The 25,239-nt window shown below is 63.6% G+C and carries 12 protein-coding genes; 5 read left to right on the forward strand and 7 right to left on the reverse strand.

The genetic code is table 11. From position 1 onward, the window contains the following. Positions 1-20: 20 nt before the first annotated feature. Positions 21-830, forward strand: a complete 810-nt coding sequence (locus AD666_RS19105) for an MOSC domain-containing protein (protein ID WP_053155255.1) — start codon at positions 21-23, stop codon at positions 828-830. A gap of 106 nt (positions 831-936) precedes the next feature. Here AD666_RS19105 and AD666_RS19110 read toward each other — a convergent pair whose 3' ends face one another. The 6 genes from AD666_RS19110 to AD666_RS19135 form a co-directional block, all read right to left on the reverse strand. Then, positions 937-1,221, reverse strand: coding sequence for a pyrimidine/purine nucleoside phosphorylase (locus AD666_RS19110; protein ID WP_053155256.1), 285 nt, complete (start codon positions 1,219-1,221; stop codon positions 937-939). Positions 1,222-1,308: 87 nt separating this feature from the next. Continuing rightward, the gene (locus AD666_RS19115; protein ID WP_053155258.1) at positions 1,309-1,851 is read right to left on the reverse strand and encodes an exonuclease domain-containing protein; all 543 of its coding nucleotides are present in this window, start codon (positions 1,849-1,851) and stop codon (positions 1,309-1,311) included. Between the two features lie 82 nt (positions 1,852-1,933). Then, a complete protein-coding gene (locus tag AD666_RS19120; RefSeq protein WP_053155407.1) occupies positions 1,934-3,901 on the reverse strand; it encodes an acetyl/propionyl/methylcrotonyl-CoA carboxylase subunit alpha in 1,968 nt (655 codons plus the stop codon). A 5-nt stretch (positions 3,902-3,906) separates the two neighbouring features. After that, positions 3,907-5,064 (reverse strand): citronellyl-CoA dehydrogenase, encoded by a 1,158-nt coding sequence (gene atuD / locus AD666_RS19125; RefSeq protein WP_053155260.1) that lies wholly within the window; start codon positions 5,062-5,064, stop codon positions 3,907-3,909. A 27-nt stretch (positions 5,065-5,091) separates the two neighbouring features. After that, positions 5,092-6,708, reverse strand: coding sequence for a geranyl-CoA carboxylase subunit beta (gene atuC / locus AD666_RS19130; protein WP_053155262.1), 1,617 nt, complete (start codon positions 6,706-6,708; stop codon positions 5,092-5,094). Between the two features lie 30 nt (positions 6,709-6,738). Continuing rightward, positions 6,739-8,529, reverse strand: coding sequence for an acyclic terpene utilization AtuA family protein (locus tag AD666_RS19135; protein ID WP_053155264.1), 1,791 nt, complete (start codon positions 8,527-8,529; stop codon positions 6,739-6,741). Positions 8,530-8,679: 150 nt separating this feature from the next. Between AD666_RS19135 and AD666_RS19140 the strand changes: the two genes are divergently transcribed. From AD666_RS19140 to AD666_RS19150, 3 genes are all read left to right on the forward strand, one after another. Further along, positions 8,680-9,306, forward strand: a complete 627-nt coding sequence (locus tag AD666_RS19140; protein ID WP_053155266.1) for a TetR/AcrR family transcriptional regulator — start codon at positions 8,680-8,682, stop codon at positions 9,304-9,306. 109 nt (positions 9,307-9,415) lie between these two features. Continuing rightward, entirely contained in the window at positions 9,416-10,192 is a 777-nt protein-coding gene (locus tag AD666_RS19145; RefSeq protein ID WP_053155268.1) for an ABC transporter substrate-binding protein, read from the forward strand. 69 nt (positions 10,193-10,261) lie between these two features. Next, a complete protein-coding gene (locus tag AD666_RS19150) occupies positions 10,262-11,275 on the forward strand; it encodes a GNAT family N-acetyltransferase (protein WP_053155269.1) in 1,014 nt (337 codons plus the stop codon). 71 nt (positions 11,276-11,346) lie between these two features. On the opposite strand, the gene AD666_RS19155 is transcribed toward AD666_RS19150, so the two are convergent. Then, a complete protein-coding gene (locus AD666_RS19155; RefSeq protein ID WP_053155271.1) occupies positions 11,347-11,895 on the reverse strand; it encodes an RNA polymerase factor sigma-70 in 549 nt (182 codons plus the stop codon). 270 nt (positions 11,896-12,165) lie between these two features. Between AD666_RS19155 and AD666_RS19160 the strand changes: the two genes are divergently transcribed. Next, entirely contained in the window at positions 12,166-25,152 is a 12,987-nt protein-coding gene (locus AD666_RS19160) for a non-ribosomal peptide synthetase (protein ID WP_053155273.1), read from the forward strand. Positions 25,153-25,239 lie beyond the last annotated feature (87 nt).

Raw genomic sequence — 25,239 nt, forward strand, 5'->3', positions numbered from 1 at the left:
TCGCCATCAGGGAGCTGACCATGTTGCGGCTGAGCGCGCTGTACCGTTACCCGTTGAAATCCGGCAAGGGCCAGTCCCTGCCGGGAATTGGCCTGGACAAGCTCGGGCTGGACGGTGATCGGCGCTGGATGTTGGTGGATGAAGCCAGCGGACGCTTCCTGACCCAGCGGGCCGTGGCGAAGATGAGCCAACTCTCGGCCCTGTGGAATGAGGCGGGCGGCCTGACGCTCAGTGCGCCAGGCTATGGCAGTGTCGACGTGGCGCTGCCTTCTGCTACTCAAGAGCAACTGCGCGGGGTGACGATCTGGCGCGACACCCTGCGTGTCCCGGATGCCGGTGACGAGGCGGCCGGCTGGGTCAGTGAATTCATCGGCAACGCCACCCGGCTGGTGCATGTTCCGGTGGAAATGGCACGCACCACGGCGGCCGGTTATGGCAAGGATGACGACAAAGTCGCCTTTGCAGATGGATTCCCGCTGCTGTTGATTGGCCAGGCCTCTCTGCAGGACCTCTCGAACCGGGTCGGGCGCCCGTTGGAGATGCTGCGCTTTCGTCCCAACCTGGTGATCGAGGGCAGCGGGGCGTTTGCCGAGGATGACTGGAAGCGCATCCGTATCGGCGATGTGGAGTTTCGCGTGGTCAAGCCTTGCTCGCGCTGCATCATGACGACGGTCGATCCGCAAACCGGCGAGCGCGACCCGAACCGCGAGCCGTTCGCTACCTTGCAGCAGTATCGTTCCACGCCGGACGGCGCGATGTTTGGCCAGAATCTGGTCAACGATGGCAACGGCCGACTTGAAGTCGGCATGCCGGTTGAAGTGCTCGAATAACCAGTGGCCTGTGTGGCTGATTCGTACACTCAAATTAACCGTACAGGCCACGAGCATGAAAAAGCCCGTGTCACTGGACACGGGCTTTTTCATGCTCGAAGCAATCTCAGCCGCGGTATTCGCACAGGTAGGCCGTGTCGACGGCGACCTTGAGCTGGAACTTGCTGTTGGCCGGAACATTGAACTGACTGCCGGCCGCGAAGGTTTCCCATTCGGTGCTGTCGGGCAGTTTCACGGTCAGAGCGCCGGAAACGACGTGCATGATTTCCCGCTGGGCGGTACCGAACTCGTATTCGCCCGGTGCCATGACACCGATGGTCGCAGGGCCTTCGGCAGTCCCGAAAGCGATCGACTTGACTGTGCCGTCGAAGTATTCGTTGACTTTGAACATGGGCGATTCCTCGAAAAAGGGCTGAAAAAGGCCGGCCAGTATGCACAAGGCATCAGCACTCGTCATCTGCAACGCAGGGTGGGTCGTTCAGTCCGTAAGCACCAGAGGCAACAGTCGCGCCGTATTGCGTGCATCCTCCAGGGCCCGATGCTGTTGACCGCAGAATTGCAGGCCGGCCAATTGCAATGCCCCATTGAGGCCCAAGGGACGTTCAAGCCGACGGGCCTTGGCGAAGCGCTGCTTGAGGTTCATGTGTGGCACCTGGCCGAGAAAGCTCTGTATCTGATGATGCTGCCATTCCTGAAGCAATTGCTTACGGTCGTAGTCGCCCCAGCTGACCCAGCCTCCCAGGTTCGTCCGGTACGGTGTCAGCCAGCGTTCGAACGCCGGCCAGACTTCGGAAAGAGGCATTGCCCCGTCGATATTGGCCTGGGTGATGCGCGTCAGCTCGCGGCAGAACGGTGTAAGCAGGGGCCGCCTCAGCGGGCGAACGAAACGCTGAAAATGATCCACTTCGTGGCCGTCGCGATTCACCAGCGAGGCGCCGATCTCGATAATTTCCATTTCGGTTACTGGCCAGCCACCCTCATCGGTAGTGGCCTCCAGGTCAATCACCAGCCAGTTGGGCATCGCAGGGTTCCGATAGAAGGCAAGCCGATGGGTTTGAGCGTAGTCAAACCCGACGCATCCGCCTAGGCTCTGTATGAAAAGCCTAATGGTCTGTTTCGATCCGCAACAGAATCTGTCGGTTCCGTACCTGCTCACCCTGCTTGACTTGCAATGCCCGGACCACCCCGTCCCGGTCTGCTTCGAGCGGATGCTCCATTTTCATTGCTTCGAGCACCATCAATAGCTGCCCCCGATGCACCACGCTGTTCTCTTCGACCCGCAGTTCGACGATGGCGCCATCCATGGGCGCCCTGAGCATACCGTCGCCGACCGCTGCGCGGGGTGTGACGTTGGCCTGGGTCCGGTCTTGCAGGTGCAAGCTACCGGGCCGAGTGAACAGCCAGAGATCGCTACCGTCGAGACGCCAGGTGCAGTGCTGGCGAACGCCATCGACCCATACGGTGGCATCACTCCCGTCCACATCGAGCAGTTTCAGTTCCACCACGGAATCGTCGAGGCGGACTCGCAGCGTGCCGTCGGCTTCGGCGGTCAGGCTCGGCCTCCAGTCGAGCTCTCCCGTACCGAGTCGATATTGCAGCGTCGCGCCGGCGGTGTTTCGCCATCCAGCCAGACCGTGGCCATGACGTGCCCCGCTGGCCTGATAGAAAAGTGCGGTGGCGATGGCGAGTTGTTCGAGCGAGGGGGCATGGGGCTGGAGGGCCGGATGATCGTTGAAATGCCGTGGGATGAAGCCGGTGCTGAAGTCGCCTTCGACGAATCGCGGATGCGCCAGCAGCGCCGCCAACATCCGCTGGTTGCTGCGGACCCCCAGCAATACGCAATCCTCCACCGCCCGCAGCAACTTGCGCCGGGCCTCTTCGCGAGTGGCGCCATGGGTGATCAACTTGCCCAGCATTGGGTCATAGAACGGGCTGACGAACTGGCCTTCCAACAGGCCATGATCGATGCGCGCCTCCCGCTGAGGCGGCTTCCAGCCGATTAATCGTCCGGTCTGGGGCAGGAACGCCTCGGCCGGGTCTTCGGCGTAAAGTCGTGCTTGCATGGCATGGCCGCTGAGTTGTACTTGGTCTTGGCGCAGGGGCAATGGCAAGCCTGCGGCGACGTCCAGTTGCCAGGCCACCAGGTCCAGGCCGGTGACCTGCTCCGTGACCGGATGTTCGACTTGCAATCGGGTATTCATCTCCAGGAAATAAAACTGGCCATCATCGGCCAGCAGGAATTCCACGGTGCCGGCACCGACGTAACTCACCGCGCGGCCGGCCTTGAGCGCCGCCTCGCCCATGGCCCGGCGCAGATCAGCAGTCATGACCGGGCAGGGCGCCTCCTCGATGATTTTCTGATGTCGGCGCTGGATCGAGCAGTCCCGTTCGCCGAGGTGGATGAGATGCCCGTGATGATCGCCGAAAATCTGCACCTCCACATGCCGCGGATCGACCAACGCCTGTTCAAGAATCAACTCGTCGCTGCCGAAGCCATGCAGGGCTTCGGAGCGAGCGCTGCGCAGCTGCTCCAGAAGGTCTTCGGCCCGTTGGACCAACCGCATGCCCCGGCCACCACCGCCGGCGCTGGCCTTGATCATCAGTGGGTAGCCGATGCGTTTGGCTTCGTGGCTCAAGGTGTCATCGTCCTGAGCGGCGCCCTGGTAGCCAGCGATGCAGGGCACGCCGGCGGCAAGCATGGCGATTTTCGAACGTCGCTTGCTGCCCATCAGCTCGATGGCCTCGGGGCTGGGGCCTATGAAGAGGAGGCCGGCGTCTTCGCAGGCCCTGGCGAACCCGGCGTTTTCCGAAAGGAAACCGTAGCCCGGATGGATCGCATCGGCGCCCGTGCGTCGAGCCGCCGCGAGAATGGCCGGCTGGTTGAGATAGGACTGTTGCACCGGGGCAGGGCCGATCGAGACGGCTTCATCGGCCATGCGCACATGCAAGGCATCGGCGTCGGCCTCGCTGAAAACCGCCACCGTGCGATAGCCCAGGGCCTGGGCGGTGCGCTGGATCCGGCAGGCGATCTCGCCGCGGTTGGCGATGAGGATTTTGCTGAAGGTGGGCAAGCGGCTCATTTCTTCTTCCCCGGCAAAATCCCCATCAGCTTGCAGATGATGCCGAGCATGATTTCATCCGCTCCGGCGCCAATGGACACCAGCCGGACGTCGCGATAGGCCCGCGCCACCGGGTTGTCCCACATGAACCCCATGCCGCCCCAGTATTGCAGACAACTGTCGGTGACTTCCCGGCTCAGGCGCCCGGCCTTGAGCTTGGCCATGGAAGCCAGCCGCGTGACGTCCTGTCCGTTGATGTATTGCTCGGTGGCCTGGTAGACCAGCGCCCGCAGGCATTCGATTTCGCTCGCCAGTTCTGCCAGGCGGAAGTGGATCACTTGGTTGTCGATGAGCGCTGTATCGAAGGTCTTGCGTTCCCGGCAGTACTCGATGGTGCTGTCGACGCAGCGTTCCAGACCCATGATCATGTTCGCGGCACCGAACAGCCGTTCCTCCTGGAACTGGATCATCTGCATCATGAACCCGGCACCTTCCTGGCCGATGCGATTGCGTTGCGGCACTCGCACGTCATCGAAGAACACCGGGGCGGTTTCCGAGCTGCGCATGCCCAGCTTGTCCAAGTGCGCACCGAGGCTGATGCCGGGGCTGTCCATGGGCACCATGATCAGCGATTTGTTGAGGTGCGGCTTGTCGTCCGACGTGTTGGCCAGCAGGCAGATGAAGTCGGCGCTCGGCGCATTGGTGATCCACATCTTGCTGCCATTGATGACATAGTCGTCGCCATCCTTGCGCGCCGTGGTCTTGAGGCTGGCGACATCGGAACCGGCGCCGGTTTCAGACACGCCGATGCAACCCACCTGGTCGCCACGGATGGCCGGGCGCAGGAATGTTTCGCGTAGTTCATCGGAGCCGAAACGCGCCAGGGCCGGGGTACACATGTCGGTCTGGACGCCGATGGACATCGGCACGCCGCCGCAATGGATGGTGCCGAACGCCTCGGCCGCGACGATCGAATAACTGTAGTCCAGGCCCATGCCGCCAAAGGCTTGCGGCTTGGAGATCCCCAGCAATCCCAAGTCGCCGGCCTTGCGGAAAATCTCATGGATTGGAAAACGCCCTGCCTTTTCCCATTCGTCGACGTAGGGGTTGATGTCGCGGTCGACAAACTGGCGAACGGTGCGCCGCAGTGCTTCGTGTTCCTGGGTGAAGATCATGTTCGTTGCTCTCCTGGGCGGCTGCGGTCAGAAACGGGCGACTCCGAAACTGTTGGATTGCAGTGGGCGGGCCTCGGCCTCGTGGCAGATGTCCAGCAGGTAGCCCAGCAGCGTGCGGGTGTCTCGCGGGTCGATGAGCCCGTCGTCCCACAGGTTGGCACTGCCGTAGAGGGCGGTGGACTGGCTGTCGAGCGTCTGCGCGGTGGTGTGTTCGAGCAGGTCCAGCATCTTCGGGTCGGGAGTGACGCCGTTCCTGAGTTGCGCGGCTTCGGTGACGATGCGCAGCACCTTGCCGGCCTGGGCGCCACCCATCACGGCCGTGTGGCTGTTGGGCCAGGCGAAGATGAAACGCGGATCCAGCCCGCGCCCGCACATGGCGTAGTTGCCGGCACCGTAGGAACCGCCCACCACGATCGTGAGCTTGGGTACGCGGGCGTTGGCCACGGCCTGGATCATCTTGGCACCGTGTTTGATCACGCCTTGCTGTTCCGCCTCGGTGCCCACCATGAACCCGGTGGTGTTGTGCAGAAACAGCAGAGGCGTGCGGCTCTGGTCACAGAGTTGGATGAACTGCGCCGCCTTGCTCGCGCCCTTGGGCGTGATCGGGCCGTTGTTGCCGATCACGCCGCAGGCATGACCGCGAATGTGCAAGTGGCCGCAGACCGTATGGGGGTCGAATTCGCGCTTGAAGTCGAGAAAGTTCGAGCCGTCGGCGAGGCGGGCAATGATTTCTCGCACATCGTAGGGTTTCTTCGGGTCATCGGGGACGACGCCCAACAGTTCTTCGGCGGCGTAGCGCGGTTCTGCCCAGGTTCGTTCAGGTCGTGGCGGCAACTGCGCATTCCAGGGCAGCAGACTAACGATTTCCCGGGCCAGGCGGATGCCGTCGGCGTCGTTCTCAGCCAGGTATTCGGCGGTGCCCGCCACTTGGGCATGCATCTGCGCCCCGCCCAGTTCTTCCTCGGTGGCCACTTCACCGGTGGCGGCCTTGAGCAGCGGCGGTCCGGCCAGGAACAGCCGCGCCTTGTCGCGCACCACCACGACGTAATCCGACAAGCCCGGTTGATAAGCGCCGCCGGCGGTGGCCGAACCGTGCACCACGGTGATCTGCGGCAGACCCATGGCCGACATCCGAGCCTGGTTGGCGAAGCTACGCGCGCCTTCGATGAAAATCTGCGCGGCATAGTTGAGATTGGCACCGCCGCTTTCGGCGAGGGTGATGAGTGGGAGTCGGTTTTCCATGGCGATCTGTTGCAGGCGCAGGGTCTTTTGCAGGCCGCTGGGGGAAATGGTCCCGCCCTTGATGGCGCTGTTATTCGCCATCACCAACACCCGTACGCCGCAGACAAAGCCGATACCCGCGATCAAGCCGCCGCCGGCCTCGCTGCCATCCTTGTCTTCGTGGAGCTTGTAGCCGGCCAGGCTCGCCAGTTCGAGGAACGGCGCACCGGGATCGAGCAGCAGGTTCAGGCGTTGGCGCGGCAGCAATTGGCCGCGCTGGTCGAATCGGGCCTGGGCCTGGGCGGCTTTCTCCAGCATGGTCTGTTCGAGTCGGCGCAGTTGCTCCACAGCGGCCAGCATTGCCGCATGATTGCGGGCGAAGTCAGCGCCGTGCGGGTCCAGGTGCGATTCGATGACGGGCATGGCCATGGCTCCTTGTCGGACACGTTTGCATCAGTTGACCCGGTCGGCGATGTCCTGGGGGACCGGAATCTGGATCTCCAGCAATTGTTGTGCGAACGCCTTGCCTTGGGGGTCGATGCGCAGGCTGGCGACACCACCACCGCCGAGGGCGTTTTCCAACAGGAAGTTCAGGCTGTGGGTGCCCGGCAGGTACCAGCGCTCGACGCGGCCCAGCAACGGGTCGAGTACGTGGCTCATCCAGTCGACCATCACCTCCGGCGTCAGCGCCTCGGCGATCCACGGTAAATATTCGGGTTCCCGGGCGATCACGCCGATGTTGCTGTGGTTGCCCTTGTCGCCGGAACGGGCCACCGCCAGCTTGACCAACGGGACGCTGGCATCGGCCCGGCCATGGGGTTTGGGCAGTTGCGGGGCAACGGGCAATTCGCGGGTTTCCAGGGGCTCGGGCACGGGCAGGGCACAAGGGTGGCGCTGGCCGTCGAGTTCGATTTCGAGTGGGCAGGCGGTTTTGGCGATCAGGAACGAGAAGAGGCGAATCAGCGGCTGTACCGTCGGACGGCCGCCCGCCAGACCGGTCAGGCCCGGCGCCATGGCGGTGGCAGCCTGGGCGATTTCCCGGGAAAACAGTACTAGTGCCGGGCGTTCCGGGTGGCGCACCGCCAGTTTGATCAGCACTTCGCGACTGTCCTGGCGTTGGCCGTGGTGGCCATAAGTGGCCTCGCTGCCCAGCAACTCGACGTTCACTTCGCTGTAAGGCGCCCATCCCTGCTGGATAAACATGTGCGAGGTTCTGGCGATAATCGCCTGGCTGACCCGCTCGGCCTTGGCCACCGCATCGATGCCGGCGATCAGGCACAGGGCCGTGCAGCGAAAGCCGTCTGGCCAGGTGGCGCACACCTTGTAGCGATCGGTGGGCGGCAGCCCCCTGGCGCCATGGACGCGGACTGCCTGCTTGCCTTGCTGGATCAACTTGACGTGGCTGAAGTCACAGATCACATCCGGCAGCAGATAGCCCTGCGGGTCGCCGATTTCATAGAGCAGTTGCTCGCCGACGGTCAGCGGCGTGACCAGCCCGCCGGTGCCTTCGACTTTAGTGACGATGAACTGGCCGTCCGCACTGACTTCGACGATAGGAAAGCCGATGTGCTCGTAATCCGGTACGTCCCGCCAGTCGGTGAAATTGCCGCCCGTGCATTGGGCGCCACATTCGATGAGGTGCCCGGCCAATGCGGCCTGGGCCAGTTTGTCGTAGTCGTGCCAGGCCCAGCCGAATTCGTGCACCAATGCGGCGCTGACCACCGCACTGTCCACCACGCGGCCGGTGATCACGATATCGGCGCCCAGGCGCAGGGCTTCGACAATGCCGGGGGCTCCGAGGTAGGCGTTTGTGGAAATACAGGTCCAGGGCAATGGCTCGCCGCTGAACATCTCGCGGATTCCCTGTTCGGCGAGCCGTTGGCTCTGTGATTGCAGATCGTCCCCCAGCAGCACGGCGATCTTCAACGACACGCCCGCGGCGTCGCAGGCCGCTTGCAGGGCGGCGGCACATGCCTGGGGGTTGACCCCGCCGGCGTTGCTGATGACACGGATGGCGCCAGCTTGCAAACGCTGGAGTAGCGGCGCCAGCACTTCGACGAAGTCTGTGGCATAACCCGCCCGAGGGTCTTTCAAGCGTGCGCCGGCCATGATCGAGAGCGTAATCTCGGCCAGGTAGTCGAACACCAGGTAATTCAGGTTTCCACCTTCGACCAGCTGCGCCGCGGCAACACGGGTGTCGCCCCAGAAGGCGCTGGCGCAACCGATACGGATCGTGCTTGGCATGGGGAATCCCTCCAGCAAACGTGGTCCGAGACTACCAAGCAAGCGCTTGGTCTGTAAACGGCGTTGAGTTCTTTGGCCCGAGCGCTTGCTTGGTTGATCCACCCGGCTTAAATTGCCGGCGCCACGTCGAACGACTGTAGGAGAGAAAGGGTGGATGAGCAAAAAGCCCTCAAGGTGATGCGGGAGTTGGTTGAACTCGGGCAACTGACCGATCCGGACAGCGCGCGCGGCAAGCTGCTCCAGACAGCCGCTCACCTGTTTCGCAACAAAGGCTTCGAACGCACCACGGTGCGTGACCTGGCGAGTGCCGTGGGTATCCAGTCCGGCAGCATCTTTCATCACTTCAAGAGCAAGGATGAGATTTTGCGGGCGGTGATGGAAGAAACCGTCCGCTACAACACTGCGCTGATGCGAGCAGCCCTGGCCGAGGCGGGCAGTGTGCGTGAACGGGTGCTGGCGCTGATCCGTTGCGAACTGCAGTCGATCATGGGCGGAACCGGCGAGGCGATGGCCGTGCTGGTCTATGAATGGCGCTCGTTATCCGAGGACGGGCAGCGGCGGGTGCTGGCCTTGCGCGATATTTATGAGCAGTTGTGGCTGGAGGTGTTGGGTCAGGCCAAGGATGCCGGGTATATTCGCGCAGACGTGGCCATCACCCGGCGGTTCCTTACAGGTGCATTGTCCTGGACTACCACCTGGTTTCGCGCCGAAGGCAGTCTGAGTCTGGATGACCTGGCCGAACAGGCATTGATCCTGGTGCTTGAAGAAAAACAATAACAGGGCTGTCCCATTCGCTGGCCAAGTGGCTGGCCAAATGGCTGAAACCGCCTAGCTTGAATGTATGACTTATGGGGAGTGGGTGACCTTGACGTGTTCGACGATGGGGATGACCTCCCGTGTTCTACTGGCCATACTGGCCGTTTTCCTGGTCTTGCCCGCTTCGGCGGCGCAATTGGTCCGTATCGGTGCCGCGCATTTTCCACCGTATACGGTCCGTCCCGAGAATGGAGCCGACACCGGCCTGTTGCCGCAACTGGTCGAGGCCCTGAATCGCTCCCAGACTGACTATCAGTTCGTGCTGGTGCCAACGTCGATCCCGCGCCGCTTCAATGATTTCAAACAGGGCCGGGTGGACATGGCGATTTTCGAGAACCCCGAATGGGGCTGGAAAGACGTGCCCCACACGGCGGTGGACATGGGCCTGGAGGACGCGGAGATCTTCGTCACCCAGCGCCAGCCAGATCGCCAGCAAAGCTATTTCGCCGATCTCAGGGGCAAGCGCCTGGCCCTGTTCAGTGGCTACCACTACGCCTTTGCCGAATTCAACGCCGACCCCAAATTCCTGATCGGCCAGTACAACGCCACGCTGACGTATTCCCACGACAGCAACCTGTTGATGGTCCTGCGCGGGCGCGTTGACATGGCGCTGGTGACCCGTTCGTACTTGCACGATTACATCTTGCGCAATCCCGAAGTAGGTCCCCAATTGCTGATATCCGACCGTATCGACCAGATCTACCATCACTACGCGCTGATCCGGCCCCAGGCGCCGATCACCGGCGAAGCATTTACCCGCTTGCTGCAAACGCTGCGGGACAACGGTGAACTGTTGGCGATTTTCAAGCCTTACCAGATAGCGCTGGTGCCGGTGCACAGCCATTGACCGGCGACTAAATTTCCCCTACCGGCTCACGTCCCACGTTGACTATCGACGAACACGCGAGCCTCTGCCATGCCTGACCTCTTTCAACCGACCATGCTGCCCTTGCCCGGTGGGCGTCGCTTGGGTGCCGATGAAACCGAGCGCCATCTGAGCCTCATGCTCGAAGGCGCACCCCTGATCCGGTTGCGCCTGGATCGTGGTCCCGAGTTGCGGGTGCATTTGCAGGAAATCAACGACCGGCCCGTAGGTCCGGCCCTTTGGGCAGCCTGCTATTGGCTGTTTGCCCGAGAGCCGCAGTGCCAGCGCCTGATCTGGCACCTTGCTGAGCGCCCCGTTGAAGCCTTGCTCAGTGGCCTGCTGACGGCCACCGGTCAGGCCGCCGAATATGTCTGCGAGCGCACGATGTTCTGGCAGTTGCCACAACCTTGGCTGGGTGAGTCATTCAATGGCAGTTATCCGCAGCAGATGATCATCACGGACGGCAAGCGGCATCCGCGTCGACCCGTGAAGCCGCGCGGCGAAGTGTATCGGCGTTTCGATGCGCGTCTGGGGGCCTGGGTGTCCTTGCGCACGCTGGAAATCGAGCAGGACCTGGCGCGTTTCAATCGCTGGCAGAACAGTCCCCGGGTGGCGAGCTTCTGGCAGGAGGAGGGCAGCCTGGAACAGCACCGCGAATACCTGGACAAGTTGCAGCGCGACCCACGGGTCCTGACCTTGATCGGTTGTTTCGACGACCAGCCGTTTGCCTACTTCGAAGCCTATTGGGCCAAGGAGGATCGTATCGCGCCGTTCTATGAGGCGGCGGATTACGATCGTGGCATTCATATGCTGGTGGGCGAAGAGCAGCACCGGGGCCCGCACAAGGTGGCGAGCTGGCTGTCGGCGCTGGTGCACTATCTGTTCCTGGATGATCCACGCACCCAGCGTGTAGTGGCCGAGCCCCGCGCCGACAATGCACGGATGATCGGCCACCTGCACAACCAGTGTTTCCACTGTGAAAAGGAATTCGACTTTCCTCACAAGCGAGCGGCGCTGATGATCCTTGGGCGCGAGCGATTTTTTGAGCGGTGTGCGTTGATGTAGATCGGGGCGGTCTGCCGGCCGTCATCGCGGGCAAGACTTGCCCGCGATGACACCGGGACTGACACACAGCCTCAGCGCCGGGAGAAGGTGTCTGCCCGTACCCCCGACACCTTGCGGCAGTGCACCAGGGCGTCGCGGATCATAAAGTTCACCAGAGTCGGCGAGACCCCCAGTTCCTTGGCGATGTCCTTCTGTGGGACGCCGTGCAGGCGGTACATCTCGAAGGCGTAGCGGGTGCGACTGGGCAGTTCGGTCAGCGCGTCCGCAATGTGCTCCAGCGTGGAAAAGTTGATGTGAGACGTTTCCGGCGAAGCACCCTGGATCACCACGTTCAGTCCTTCCTCCTCCGGCCCCGAATATTTCTGTTCCAGCGCCTGCTTGCGGTAGTGGTCGATCGCCAGGTTGCGCACGATCTGGAACAGGTAGCTGAGCTGAGCCTTGATGGAAGAGGTGATTTGGGGCGCCGATTGCAGCCGGAAAAACGCATCCTGTACCACATCTTCCGCGCGGGACCGGCAACCGGTAATGCGTGCTGCGATCTTGACCAGGATCACCCGGTTATCGACGAACGCCTGAAGTAACGGTGAGTCGCACCTGCTTGTGGATACTTGTTCCGTCATGGAATTCACCTTGCTGCAAAAAGTTAGCAGGACGAGCGGTAAAGGCGGGCGTCCTGCACATCGAGCGCCAAATTAGGCTTAATGATAATTATTGTCAATTGAGAAAAAGAATTATTGATGAGCTGCGATTCGGCGCGAGCGCTGCGACCCGTTGCCGCAGGGACGTTGTCGTCGAACGGTCCGCTGCGCTGCGCCCCTGACTAATTATTTGCCTGTGTTGTCCGTTCCTTGGGGGACAACTTGCAAGCCGAATTTCAGGCAGGAACCCCCATGACCGACGCGTTCGAACTTCCCCGCACCCTGGCCCATGCCCTCCAGCGCCGCGCCGCCTTGACGCCGGACCGCGTGGCCTTGCGCTTCCTTGCCGACACGCCGGAACAGAGCGTGGTGCTGAGCTATCGCGATCTGGACCTGCGCGCCCGCACCATTGCCGCCGCCTTGCAGGCCGGGGCGACAGTCGGCGATCGCGCGGTGCTGCTGTTTCCCAGCGGCCCGGACTATGTCGCGGCGTTTTTCGGTTGCCTGTACGCCGGTGTGATCGCCGTGCCAGCCTATCCACCGGAGTCGGCCCGTCGTCATCACCAGGAACGCCTGCTGTCGATCATCGCCGACGCCGTGCCGCGCCTGCTACTTACCAGCAGCGATCTGCGCGAAGCCTTGCAGGCCATCGAGTCCGCACCACCATTGCTATGCGTCGACAGCCTCGACCCGGCACGTGCCGGACAGTGGGTCGCGCCGACCTTGCAGGACGATAACATTGCGTTCCTGCAATACACCTCCGGCTCCACTGCATTGCCCAAGGGCGTGCAGGTCAGTCACGGCAATCTGGTCGCCAATGAACTGTTGATCCGCCAGGGCTTCGGCATCGACCTGAATCCAGATGACGTTATCGTCAGCTGGCTGCCGCTGTATCACGACATGGGGTTGATCGGCGGCCTGCTGCAACCGATCTTCAGTGGCGTGCCATGCGTGTTGATGTCGCCGGCGTATTTCCTGGCCAGGCCGCTGCGTTGGCTGGAGGCGATCAGCGAATATGGCGGCACCATCAGCGGTGGCCCGGACTTCGCCTATCGGTTGTGCAGCGAGCGGGTCAGCGACTCGGCCTTGCAGCGCCTCGACCTGAGCAGCTGGCGGGTGGCTTATTCGGGCTCCGAGCCGATTCGGCTCGACACCCTGGAACGCTTCGCCGAGAAGTTTGCGCCGTGTGGTTTCACGTCGGATAACTTCATGGCGTCCTACGGCCTGGCGGAAGCCACTCTGTTTGTCGCCGGCACGCCCCGCAGCCACGGCATTCCTTCATTGCGCATAGACGACGCGGCACTGGCGCAAAACCGCGCCGAGCCGGGGCAGGGCAGCGCGGTGATGAGCTGCGGTATCGGCCAGCCCGGGCACGGGGTGCTGGTCGTCGAACCCAACACGCTGCAACCGTTGGGCGATCAACAGGTGGGCGAAGTCTGGGCCACCGGGCCGAGTATCGCCCACGGTTATTGGCGTAATCCCGAGGCCACGGCCAAGACCTTCGTCCAGCATGAAGGCCGCACCTGGCTGCGTACCGGCGACCTGGGGTTCTTCCATGGCGGCGAGCTGTTCATCACTGGCCGCCTGAAAGACATGCTGATCGTGCGCGGGCACAATCTCTATCCCCAGGACATCGAGCAGACCATCGAGCGAGAGGTGGAGGTGGTGCGCAAAGGCCGGGTGGCGGCATTTGCGGTAGACGACGGCGCGGAAGAAGGAATTGGCATTGCGGCGGAAATCAGCCGCAGCGTGCAGAAAATCCTGCCGCCCGAGGCGCTGATCAAGACGATCCGCCAGGTCGTGGCTGACGCCTGCCAGCAAGCGCCAAGCGTGGTAGTACTGCTCAATCCCGGTGCCTTGCCCAAGACCTCCAGCGGTAAGTTGCAACGCTCGGCGTGCCGCACCCGCCTGGCCGATGGCAGCCTGGACAGCTATGCGCAATTCCCGTCGATCGAGGCCGCGAGTGCCCATGCGGCGGAGTCGGCCTCGCCGTTGCAGGCGCAGATCGCCCTCGTCTGGCGCGAGCTGTTGCAGGTTGACGAAGTGCAGGGGGACGATCATTTTTTCCTGCTGGGGGGCAACTCCATCACCGCCACCCAGGTGGTTGCGCGGCTGCGCGAAACCCTGGGCGTCACGCTGGACCTGCGCCTGCTGTTCGAGGCCCCGACGCTCCACGCTTTCACGGCCGCCGTGGAGGGCCGACAACAGGACGGCAACCTGTCCCAGGACACGATCAGCCCGTTGTCGCGTCATGAGGCATTGCCCCAGTCCCTGGCCCAGAGCCGCTTGTGGATCACCTGGCAATTGGACCCGACGAGCAGCGCCTACAACATCCCTGGCGGATTGCACCTGCGCGGGGAGTTGGACGAAAGCGCTTTGCGGGCCAGCTTCCAGCAACTGGTCGAGCGCCACGAGTCCCTGCGCACGCGGTTCCTGGAGCGCGATGGCGTGGCTTTGCAACAGATCGACCCGGCCGCTGAATTCACCCTGCAACGGATCGACCTGAGTAATCTGCCGGCCGACCAGCGCGAAGCCCGGGCCGGGCAGATTCGGGAAGATGAAGCGATTGCGCCATTCGATCTGGAAAAAGGGCCACTGCTGCGGGTCACCTTGTTGTGCCTCGACGAAGACGATCACCAACTGCTGGTGACGATGCATCACATCATTGCCGATGGCTGGTCGATGAACGTGCTGGTCGATGAGTTTTCCCGGTTGTACGCCGCTGCGATCCAGGATCAGGTTGCCACGCTGGCGCCGTTGCCCTTGCAGTACGCTGACCATGGCTGTTGGCAACGCCAGTGGCTCGCCCAGGGTGAGGCCGAGCGCCAATTGGCGTACTGGAAACAGCAACTGGGCGATGAACACCCGGTCCTGGCCCTGAGTACGGATCATCCTCGCAGTGCCCAACGCCGCCGCAGCGCCGCCCGTTATAGCTTGCGCCTGGACAAGCGCGTCGGCGATGCCGTGCGCCAGGTGGCCCAGGCTCACGAGGCGACCTGCTTCATGCTGTTGCTGGCGGCCTTCCAGGCACTGCTGCAGCGCTATAGCGGCCAGGCGGATATCCGCGTCGGCGTGCCCAACGCCAACCGCCCACGCCTGGAAACCCAAGGGTTGATCGGCTTTTTCATCAATACCCAGGTGCTGCGCGGGCAGGTCGATTCGCGCCAGTCGTTCGCCGCGTTGCTGGCCCAGGCCCGGGAGGCCACGCTGGGCGCCCAGGCCCATCAGGACCTGCCTTTCGAACAATTGCTCGAAGCGTTCCCACAGGCTCGGGAACAAGGCCTGTTCCAGGTCATGTTCAACCATCAGCAACGGGACCTGGGTGCCCTGCGTCGCCTGCCGGGGCTGCTGGCCGATGAGTTGCCGTGGCACAGCCGTGAAGCCAAGTTCGACTTGCAGCTGCACAGCGAAGAGGATCGCAACGGGCGGCTGACGCTGTCGTTCGACTACGCCGACGAGCTGTTCGACGCCGCGACCATCGCGCGTCTTGCGGGACATTTCTGCAACCTGTTGCAAGCCGTCTGCGCCGATCCACGACAAGCCATTGGTGATGTGCCGCTGCTGACTGGCGAGGAACAGGCGCAACAGCAGCAATGGAGCGTTGCCCCGTGCACACCGGCGACGCAATGGCTGCCGGAATTGCTGAACGAACAGGCCCGGCGCACGCCGAGTCGCACCGCGCTGCTTTGGGACGGCGGCGAAATGACCTATGCCGATCTGCACACCCAGGCCAATCGCCTGGCGCATTATCTGCGGGACAAAGGCGTCGGCCCCGATGTGTGCGTGGCGATTGCCGCCGAGCGCTCGCCGCAGTTGCTCATCGGCGTACTGGCAATCATCAAGGCCGGGGGGGCCTACGTGCCGTTGGACGCAGACTATCCCGCCGAGCGCCTGGCCTACATGCTCCAGGATAGCGGCGTCGACTTGCTGCTGACCCAGACCGCGCTGCTCGAACGTTTGCCGGCCTGCGAGGGCGTCAGTGTGATCGCCCTGGATGCGCTGCACCTGGAGCAATGGCCGGGCAACCCGCCGGGCCTGCATCTGCAGGGCGATCACATGGCCTACGTGATCTATACCTCTGGTTCCACGGGCCAGCCCAAAGGCGTCGGCAACACCCACGCCGCCCTGGCCGAGCGCCTGCAATGGATGCAGGCCACCTATGGCCTGGATGAAGCCGATGTGTTGATGCAAAAGGCACCGATCAGCTTCGACGTGTCGGTGTGGGAGTGTTTCTGGCCGCTGATCACCGGCAGCCGGTTGGTGCTGGCCAGCCCCGGCGAACACCGCGATCCGCATCGTATTGCCCAACTGGTTCAGCAGTTCGGCGTGACCACGCTGCACTTCGTGCCGCCGTTGCTCAGCCTGTTTATCGATGAACCGTTGAGCGCTCGCTGCACCAGCCTGCGCCGGGTGTTTTCCGGTGGCGAAGCCTTGCCGGCCGAATTGCGCAACCGGGTGCTGGCGCAACTGCCAGCGGCGCAACTGCACAACCGATATGGTCCGACCGAAACGGCCATCAACGTCACCCATTGGCAATGCAGCGAGGCCGATGGCGAGCGCTCGCCTATCGGTCGTCCACTGGGCAACGTGGCGTGTCGTGTACTGGACAGCGAGCTCAATCCGGTACCGGCCGGTGTCGCGGGCGAACTGTGCATCGGTGGCCTGGGCCTGGCCCGAGGTTATCTCGGTCGGCCGGGCTTGAGTGCCGAGCGTTTTGTCCCGGATCCGCTGGGCGTGGCCGGTGCGCGCCTGTATCGCACCGGCGATCGGGCACGCTGGAGCGCCGACGGAGTGATCGAATACCTCGGCCGCCTCGATCAGCAGGTCAAGCTGCGGGGCTTTCGGGTCGAGCCGCAGGAAGTCGAAGCGCGATTGCTGGCCCAGGAGGGCGTTGCCCAAGCGGTCGTGCTGGTGCGCGATACTTCGGCCGGCCCGCAGTTGATCGGCTATTACACTGCACCGGATGTCACCGAGGCCCAGGATGACCTCGGCAACCGGCTCAAAGTGGCACTGGCCGCCGAATTGCCGGAGTACATGGTACCGGCCCAGCTGATGCGCCTGGACGCCATGCCCCTGGGGCCAAGCGGCAAGCTGGACCGCCGGGCCTTGCCCGAGCCACAGTGGCAAGGGCGCGAGCACGTCGAGCCGGTCAGCGCCCTGGAGCGTCAGCTCGCCGACATCTGGGGCGAAGTGCTGGGACTTTTCCGGATTGGCCTGCGGGACGATTTTTTCGCCCTTGGCGGCCATTCGTTGCTGGCGACCCAGATCATTTCCCGCACCCGTCAGGCCTGCAACGTCGAGTTGCCGCTACGGACGCTGTTCGAGGCCAGTGAGCTGGGGGCGTTTGCCGAACAGGTACGCTCGATCCAAGTCAGCGGCCAGACCAACCGCCAGCCGCCCATCGAGAAAGTCGACCGCAGCCAACCGGTGCCGCTGTCTTATTCCCAACAACGGATGTGGTTCCTCTGGCAGATGGAACCGGACAGCCCGGCTTATAACGTGGGCGGCATGGCGCGGTTGCGCGGCGTGCTGGACGTGGGGCGTTTCGAGGCGGCTTTGCAGGCGCTGGTCCTGCGCCACGAGACCCTGCGCACCACCTTCCCGAGCGTCGATGGCGTGCCCCGCCAACAAGTGCACGGCGAGACGGGCCTGCGTATGGACTGGAAAGATTTCTCGACGCTCGCTGCCGAGATCAGCGAGCAACAGGTGCAGGCACTGGCCGACAGCGAGGCCCATCGGCCCTTTAATCTGGAAACCGGGCCGCTGCTGCGAGTTTGCCTGGTCAAGACCGGCGAGCAGGAGCATTACCTGGTGCTGACCCTGCACCACATCGTCACCGAAGGCTGGGCGATGGACATTTTCGCCCGCGAGCTGAGTGCGCTGTACGAGGCCTTCATCGACGACCGCGAGTCGCCCTTGGAGCCGCTGCCCGTGCAATACCTGGACTACAGCGTCTGGCAGCGCCAGTGGCTGGAATCCGGTGAGCGCCAACGGCAACTGGACTACTGGACCGCGCAACTGGGCCATGAACATCCGCTGTTGGAATTGCCCAGTGACCGGCCGCGCCCGCCGGTGCAGAGCCATCGCGGCGAGCTGTTGCGTTTCGACCTCAGCGACGCTCTGGCCGCCAGGGTCCGCGCCTTCAACGCCCGACACGGTCTGACGTTGTTCATGACCATGACCGCCGCCCTGGCTGTGCTGCTTTATCGCTACAGCGGTCAGACCGACCTGCGCATCGGTGCGCCGGTGGCCAACCGTATCCGGCCGGAAAGCGAAGGGCTGATCGGTGCGTTCCTCAACACCCAGGTGCTGCGCTGCCAACTGGACGGGCAGATGTCGGTGGGCGAGCTGTTCGAGCAGGTGCGTCATACGGTGATCGAAGGCCAGTCCCACCAGGACCTACCGTTCGACCATCTGGTGGAGGCTCTGCAACCGCCGCGCAGCGCGGCCTACAACCCGCTGTTCCAAGTGATGTGCAACGTGCAGCGCTGGGAATTCCAACAGAGCCGCACATTGGCCGGGATGACGGTGGAGTATCTGGTCAACGATGCGCGGGCCACCAAGTTCGATCTCAACCTGGAGGTCACCGAGCTGGATCATCGCCTGGGTTGCTGCCTGACCTACAGCACCGACCTGTTCGATGAGCCACGCATCGCTCGCATGGCCGGGCATTGGCGCAACCTGCTGGAGGCGTTGCTGGACGATCCGACCCGGCGCCTGAGCGAACTGCCGCTGCTGGACGCCAGCGAGCGGCAACAACGGCTGCGCAGCCTCGGTGCTGAACCCGGCGCCCATCGCCTGGACCAGTGCCTGCACCCCCTGTTCAGCGAACAGGCCCAGGTCCGTCCCGAGGCACCGGCCCTGACCTTTGCCGGACAGACCCTGAGCTATGGCGAACTCGACAGGCGCGCCAATCGCTTGGCCTGGATGCTGCGTGAGCGCGGTGTCGGGCCCCAGGTTCGGGTGGGCCTGGCCTTGGAACGCTCGCTGGAGATGGTCATTGGCCTGTTGGCGATTCTCAAGGCCGGCGGTGCGTACGTGCCGCTGGACCCGGAGTACCCCTTGGACCGTTTGCACTACATGATCGAAGACAGCGGCGTCGGGTTGCTGCTCAGCGACCGGGCGATGTTCCAGGCCCTGGGCCCGTTGCCGGACGGCGTCGGGCGCTGGTGCCTGGAAGAGGACACGACGGCCCTGGCGCAATACCCGGAACAGGCGTTGCCATTGGTCAATCTGCCACAGCACCCGGCCTACCTGATCTACACCTCAGGCTCCACCGGCAAGCCCAAGGGTGTGGTGGTGTCCCATGGTGAAATCGCCATGCATTGCCGGGCAGTGATTCAGCGTTTCGGCATGCGCCCGGATGATTGCGAGCTGCATTTCTATTCCATCAACTTCGACGCCGCCACCGAGCGCCTGCTGGTGCCGCTGCTCAGCGGAGCCCAGGTGGTGCTGCGAGCCCAGGGACAATGGGACGCCCAGGATATCTGCGAATTGATCCGCAAACAGGGCGTGAATGTGCTCGGCTTCACGCCCAGCTACGGCAGCCAGCTCGCTCAATGGTTGGCGTCCCAGGGGCAAACGCTGCCCGTACGCATGTGCATCACGGGTGGTGAGGCCCTGACCGGAGAGCATCTGCAGCGCATTCGGGCAGCGTTCACCCCGGCACTGTTTTTCAACGCCTACGGGCCGACGGAAACCGTCGTCATGCCACTGGCGTGCCTGGCGCCCGAGCAGTTGGATGAGGGCGCGGGCAGCGTGCCGATCGGCAGCGTGGTCGGCGCCCGGGTGGCCTATATCCTCGACGCCGATCTTGCCTTGGTGCCACAAGGGGCGACCGGCGAGCTGTATGTCGGCGGCGCCGGGCTGGCCCAGGGGTATCACCAGCGTCCGGGCATGACCGCCGAACGCTTTATCGCCGACCCGTTCGGCACCGACGGTGGACGGCTCTACCGCACCGGCGACCTCGTGCGCCAGCGTGCCGATGGCCTGGTCGAATACCTGGGGCGCATCGACCATCAGGTGAAAATCCGCGGCTTCCGTATCGAACTGGGGGAAATCGAAACCCGCCTGCTGGAGCACGCTGCGGTGCGCGAGGCTGTGGTACTGGCGCTCGACATGCCGGGAGGCAAGCAGTTGGCTGCCTATCTGGTGACGGACGTCGCCGCACAAGAAGCCGACCAACAAGCGATCCTGCGCGAAGCCCTGAAGACCCATCTCAAGGCGCAACTGCCAGACTACATGGTGCCCACGCACCTGATCCTGCTGGCAAGCATGCCGCTGACCGCCAATGGCAAGCTCGACCGTCGCGCCTTGCCGGCGCCGGATCCAGAGCTCAATCGTCAACACTACGTGGCGCCGAGCAACGCCCTGGAGCAGACCCTGGCGACCATCTGGTGCGAAGTGCTGAACGTGGGGCAGGTCGGCCTCAACGACAACTTCTTCGAATTGGGCGGCGATTCGATCCTGTCCATCCAGGTCGTCAGCCGGGCCCGGCAGCAGGGTATTCACTTCACGCCTCGCGACTTGTTCCAGCACCAGACGGTGCAGACCCTGGCGGCTGTCGCCACCCGCAGCGAGCAGGTCAGCGCCGAACAGGGCCTGTTGAGCGGCGAGTCGGGATTGACGCCGATCCAGCATTGGTTCTTCGAGCGCCCCATCCCCCATCGACAGCATTGGAACCAGGCGCTGTTGCTGGAGCCGGCCACGACCCTGGATCCTCAGTCGCTGGAACAAGCGTTGCGGGCTGTTTTCCAGCAGCACGATGCCTTGCGCCTGGGCTTTGATGAAGCCGCCGGCCACTGGCGCGCCGAGCATCGACCGGTGTCGGATGCTGCGTTGTTGCAGTCGTTGTCCGTCGAGTCCCTGGAGCACTGCGAAGTTTTATTCGAGCAGGCCCAACGTAGCCTGGACCTGTCGGGTGGTCCGTTGCTCAGGGCGGTGCTGGTGCAGGTGCCCGACGGGCGGCAGCGCCTTTTGATCGTCATTCATCACCTGGTGGTCGACGCGGTGTCGTGGCGTGTGTTGATGGAGGATTTGCAAATCGTCTATCGCCAGATCAGCGCTGGGCAGGAGGCGCTGCTGCCAGCCAAGACCAGCCCGTTCCGTGACTGGGCGGCGCGTTTGCAGGCCTACGCCGGCACTGAATCCCTGCGCGAGGAACTGGGCGGCTGGCAGGAGCGCCTGAGTGGTGCGGCTGTGGCATTGCCCTGCGCCCATCCTGACGGCGGTCTTCAAGAGCGTCACGGGCAAACTGTCAGCGTGCGCCTGGATGCCGAGCGCACGCGGCAATTGTTGCAACAGGCACCGAGCGCCTACCGCACCCAGGTCAACGATCTGTTGTTGACGGCACTGGCCCGGGCGCTGTGCCGCTGGAGCGGCCATGAGTCGGCTCTGGTCCAACTCGAAGGTCACGGTCGAGAGGCGCTGTTCGATGACCTCGACTTGACCCGCACCGTGGGTTGGTTCACCAGTGTCTATCCGGTGCGCCTGAGCCCATCGGGTGAAGATCTCGGCGCATCGATCAAGGCCATCAAGGAGCAACTGCGCGCCGTGCCCCACAAGGGCCTGGGGTACGGTGTGCTGCGCTACCTGGCCGACGCGGACACTCGCGAGGCGATGGCTGCCCTGCCGCAAGCGTCCATCACCTTCAACTACCTGGGACAGCTCGACCAGACCCTGGGCCACGACGCCTTGTTCCAACCGCTGGACGCACCGCTGGGGGCGATCCATGATCCCGATTCGCCGCTGCCCAACGAATTGAGTGTCGACAGTCAGGTCAGTGGTGGCGAATTGGTGCTGCGTTGGACATTCAGTGGCGAGCGCCACGACCGGCAGGCCATCGCCGCCCTGGCCGATGCCTACCTCGACCAACTGCACGCCCTGATCGCCCATTGCCTGACAGACGAGGCGGGCGGCCTGACGCCATCGGACTTCCCGCTGGCGAAATTGACCCAGGAGCAGCTCGACGGCCTGCCCGTACCGACGGCGCAGATCGAAGATGTCTACCCGCTGACCCCGATGCAGGAGGGCATGTTGCTACACACCCTGCTGGAGCCGGGCACGGGTCTGTACTACATGCAGGACCGCTACCGCATCGACAGCGATCTGGACCCCCAGCGTTTCGCCCAGGCCTGGCAGGCGGTCGTCGCCCGTCACGAGGCCTTGCGCGCCTCGTTCTGCTGGAACGTCGGCGAAGACATGCTGCAGATCATCCACAAGCCCGGCAACACGCCCGTGGATTATCTCGACTGGCGCGAAGTGCTCGAGGACCAGCAGGAAGAGAAGCTCCAGACGCTGCTCAAGCGCGAGCGCGAAGCCGGTTTCGATCTGCTGAGCCAGGCGCCGTTCCACCTGCGGCTGATCCGGGTCGGCGCGACGCGCTACTGGTTCATGATGAGCAACCACCACATCCTGATCGATGCATGGTGCCGTTCGCTGCTGATGGATGATTTCTTCGAGATCTACACCGCCCTTGGCGAACACCGTGAGCCTCGGCTGGCGATGCCGCCACGCTACCGCGACTACATCGGCTGGCTGCAACGTCAGAGCCTGGCGGAGGCCCGGCAGTGGTGGAAGCACAACCTGCAAGGCTTCGAACGGACCACGTCGATCCCCGGCGACCGGCCGTTCCTGCGCGAACACGCCGGTGACAGCGGCGGCATGGTCGTCGGCGATTGCTACACCCGACTCGACCCGCAGGACGGCGCGCGACTGCGAGAACTGGCCCAGGCCCACCAACTGACGGTCAACACCTTCGCCCAGGCGGCGTGGGCCCTGGTGCTGCGGCGGGTGAGCGGCGACCGGGACGTGCTGTTCGGGGTCACCGTGGCCGGACGCCCCGTGGAACTGCCACAGATGCAGCGCACCGTGGGGCTGTTCATCAACAGCGTCCCGTTGCGGGTGCGGATACCCGAGGAGCATCAGCGCCGCACGGTGCGCCAATGGTTGGGCGAACTGCTGGACAGCAATATGCGCCTGCGCGAGTACGAATATCTGCCGCTGGTGAGCATCCAGGAAGTCAGTGAGCTGCCCAAGGGCCAGCCGTTGTTCGACAGCCTGTTCGTGTTCGAAAACGCGCCAGTGGAGGTTTCGGTGCTGGACCGCGCCCGGAGCCTCAACGCCACGTCGGACTCCGGTCGCACCCACACCAACTTCCCGCTGACGGCGGTTTGTTATCCGGGGGATGACCTGGGCTTGCACCTGTCCTACGACCAGCGTTATTTCGATGAGCCAACCGTCCAGAGGCTGCTGGGTGAGTTCAAGCGCTTGCTGTTGGCCCTGATGGAGGGGGTGCACGGTGACATGGCCGCGCTGCCACTGGTAGGTGTCGAGGAACAGGATTTCCTGATCGAGGGTTGCAACCAGAGCGAGCGGGCATATCCACTGGAACGCAGTTACGTCGAGCTGTTCGAGGCCCGAGTCGCCGCCCATCCGCAACGCATCGTCGCCACGTGCCTGGACCAGCAGCACAGCTACGCCGGGTTGAACCTGTGCGGCAACCGCCTCGGCCATGCCTTGATCGCTGCCGGCGTGGGCCTCGATCAACCGGTGGCGCTGCTGGCCGAGCGGGGCCTGGATCTGCTGGGCATGATCATCGGCAGCTTCAAGGCCGGTGCCGGTTACCTGCCGTTGGATCCCGGCCTGCCAAACCAGCGCCTGGGGCGGATCCTGGCCATGAGCCGCACGCCGCTTTTGGTCTGCACCCAGGCCTGTCATGCCCAGGCCGTGGCGCTGCTCGACGAATTCCCCTGTTCCGAGCGGCCGAAGCTGCTGGTGTGGGAAGCCGTCCAGGCCAGCGATGTTTCGCCGCAGAACCCTGGTGTCTACAGTGGTCCGGACAACCTCGCCTATGTGATCTACACGTCTGGCTCCACAGGGCAGCCCAAAGGCGTGATGGTGGAGCAGCGGGGCATGCTCAATAACCAGCTCAGCAAGGTGCCTTATCTGGCGCTGAGCGAGTCCGACGTGATCGCCCAGACGGCCTCCCAGAGCTTTGACATTTCGGTCTGGCAGTTCCTCGCCGCGCCGTTGTTCGGCGCTCGGGTGGACATCGTGCCCAACGCTATCGCCCATGATCCGCAAGGGTTGCCGATGCATGTCCAGCGCCAGGCAATCACCGTGCTGGAAAGTGTGCCGTCGCTGATCCAGGGCATGCTGGCCCAGGAGCACGTCGGCATGGACGGCCTGCGCTGGATGTTGCCCACTGGCGAAGCGATGCCGCCGGAACTGGCCCGTCAATGGCTGTCGCGTTACCTGGACATCGGCCTGGTAAACGCCTACGGTCCGGCGGAGTGCTCCGATGACGTGGCGTTCTTTCGCGTCGACATCGCGTCGACCCGCGGCAGCTACTTGCCCATCGGCACGCCCACCGACAATAACCGTTTATACCTGCTCGACGGTGCGCTGGACCTGGTGCCGCTGGGGGCCGTGGGTGAGCTGTGCGTGGCCGGTACCGGCGTCGGGCGCGGTTACGTCGGCGATCCATTGCGCACCGCCCCGGTGTTCGTGCCGAACCCGTTCGGCGCGCCGGGGGAGCGGTTGTATCGTACCGGTGACCTGGCACGTCGGCGCAGCGATGGTGTGTTGGAGTACGTCGGGCGCATCGACCATCAGGTCAAGATCCGGGGCTACCGCATCGAACTGGGGGAAATCGAGGCGCGACTGCATGAGCAGCCGGAGCTGCGCGATGCCGCGGTGGGAGTACAGGAGGGTGTCAACGGCAAGTATCTGGTGGGCTACCTGGTTGCTTCGGATTCCATGTTGCAAGCGACCGAACGCCTGGAGCGCATCAAGCAGCGCCTGCGGGCGGAACTGCCGGAATACATGGTGCCGCTGCACTGGCTATGGCTTGAATGCCTGCCCCGCAATGCTAACGGCAAACTCGACCGCAACGCCTTGCCGGCCCTGGAGATCGGCCAGTCGCACAGCCAGGATTACCAGGCACCCCGTACCGGGCTGGAGCAGACCTTGGCGGATATCTGGGCACAGGTGCTGAAGGTCGAGCGAGTGGGTGTGCGGGATAATTTCTTCGAACTGGGGGGCCATTCGTTGCTGGCGACGCAAATTGCCTCACGAGTACAAAAGGTCCTGCAACGCAATGTACCGCTGCGGGCCATGTTCGAATGCAGCACCGTGGAGGAACTGGCCGCGTACATCGAAGGGCTGACGGCCGGTGAAATCACCGAGGAGAAAGTGGACCGGTTGAATGACTTGATGGCGGAGCTGGAGGGTATGTAGACAGCGGCTTTGAGAGCCTCATCGCGGGCAAGCCTTGCTCCCGCATGGCCTGTGTGCACAGATCCGTTTGTGTGCGCAGGTCCATTT

This window comes from Pseudomonas sp. Pf153 (assembly GCF_001269775.1).
GTDB classification, from domain to species: Bacteria; Pseudomonadota; Gammaproteobacteria; order Pseudomonadales; family Pseudomonadaceae; genus Aquipseudomonas; species Aquipseudomonas uvaldensis.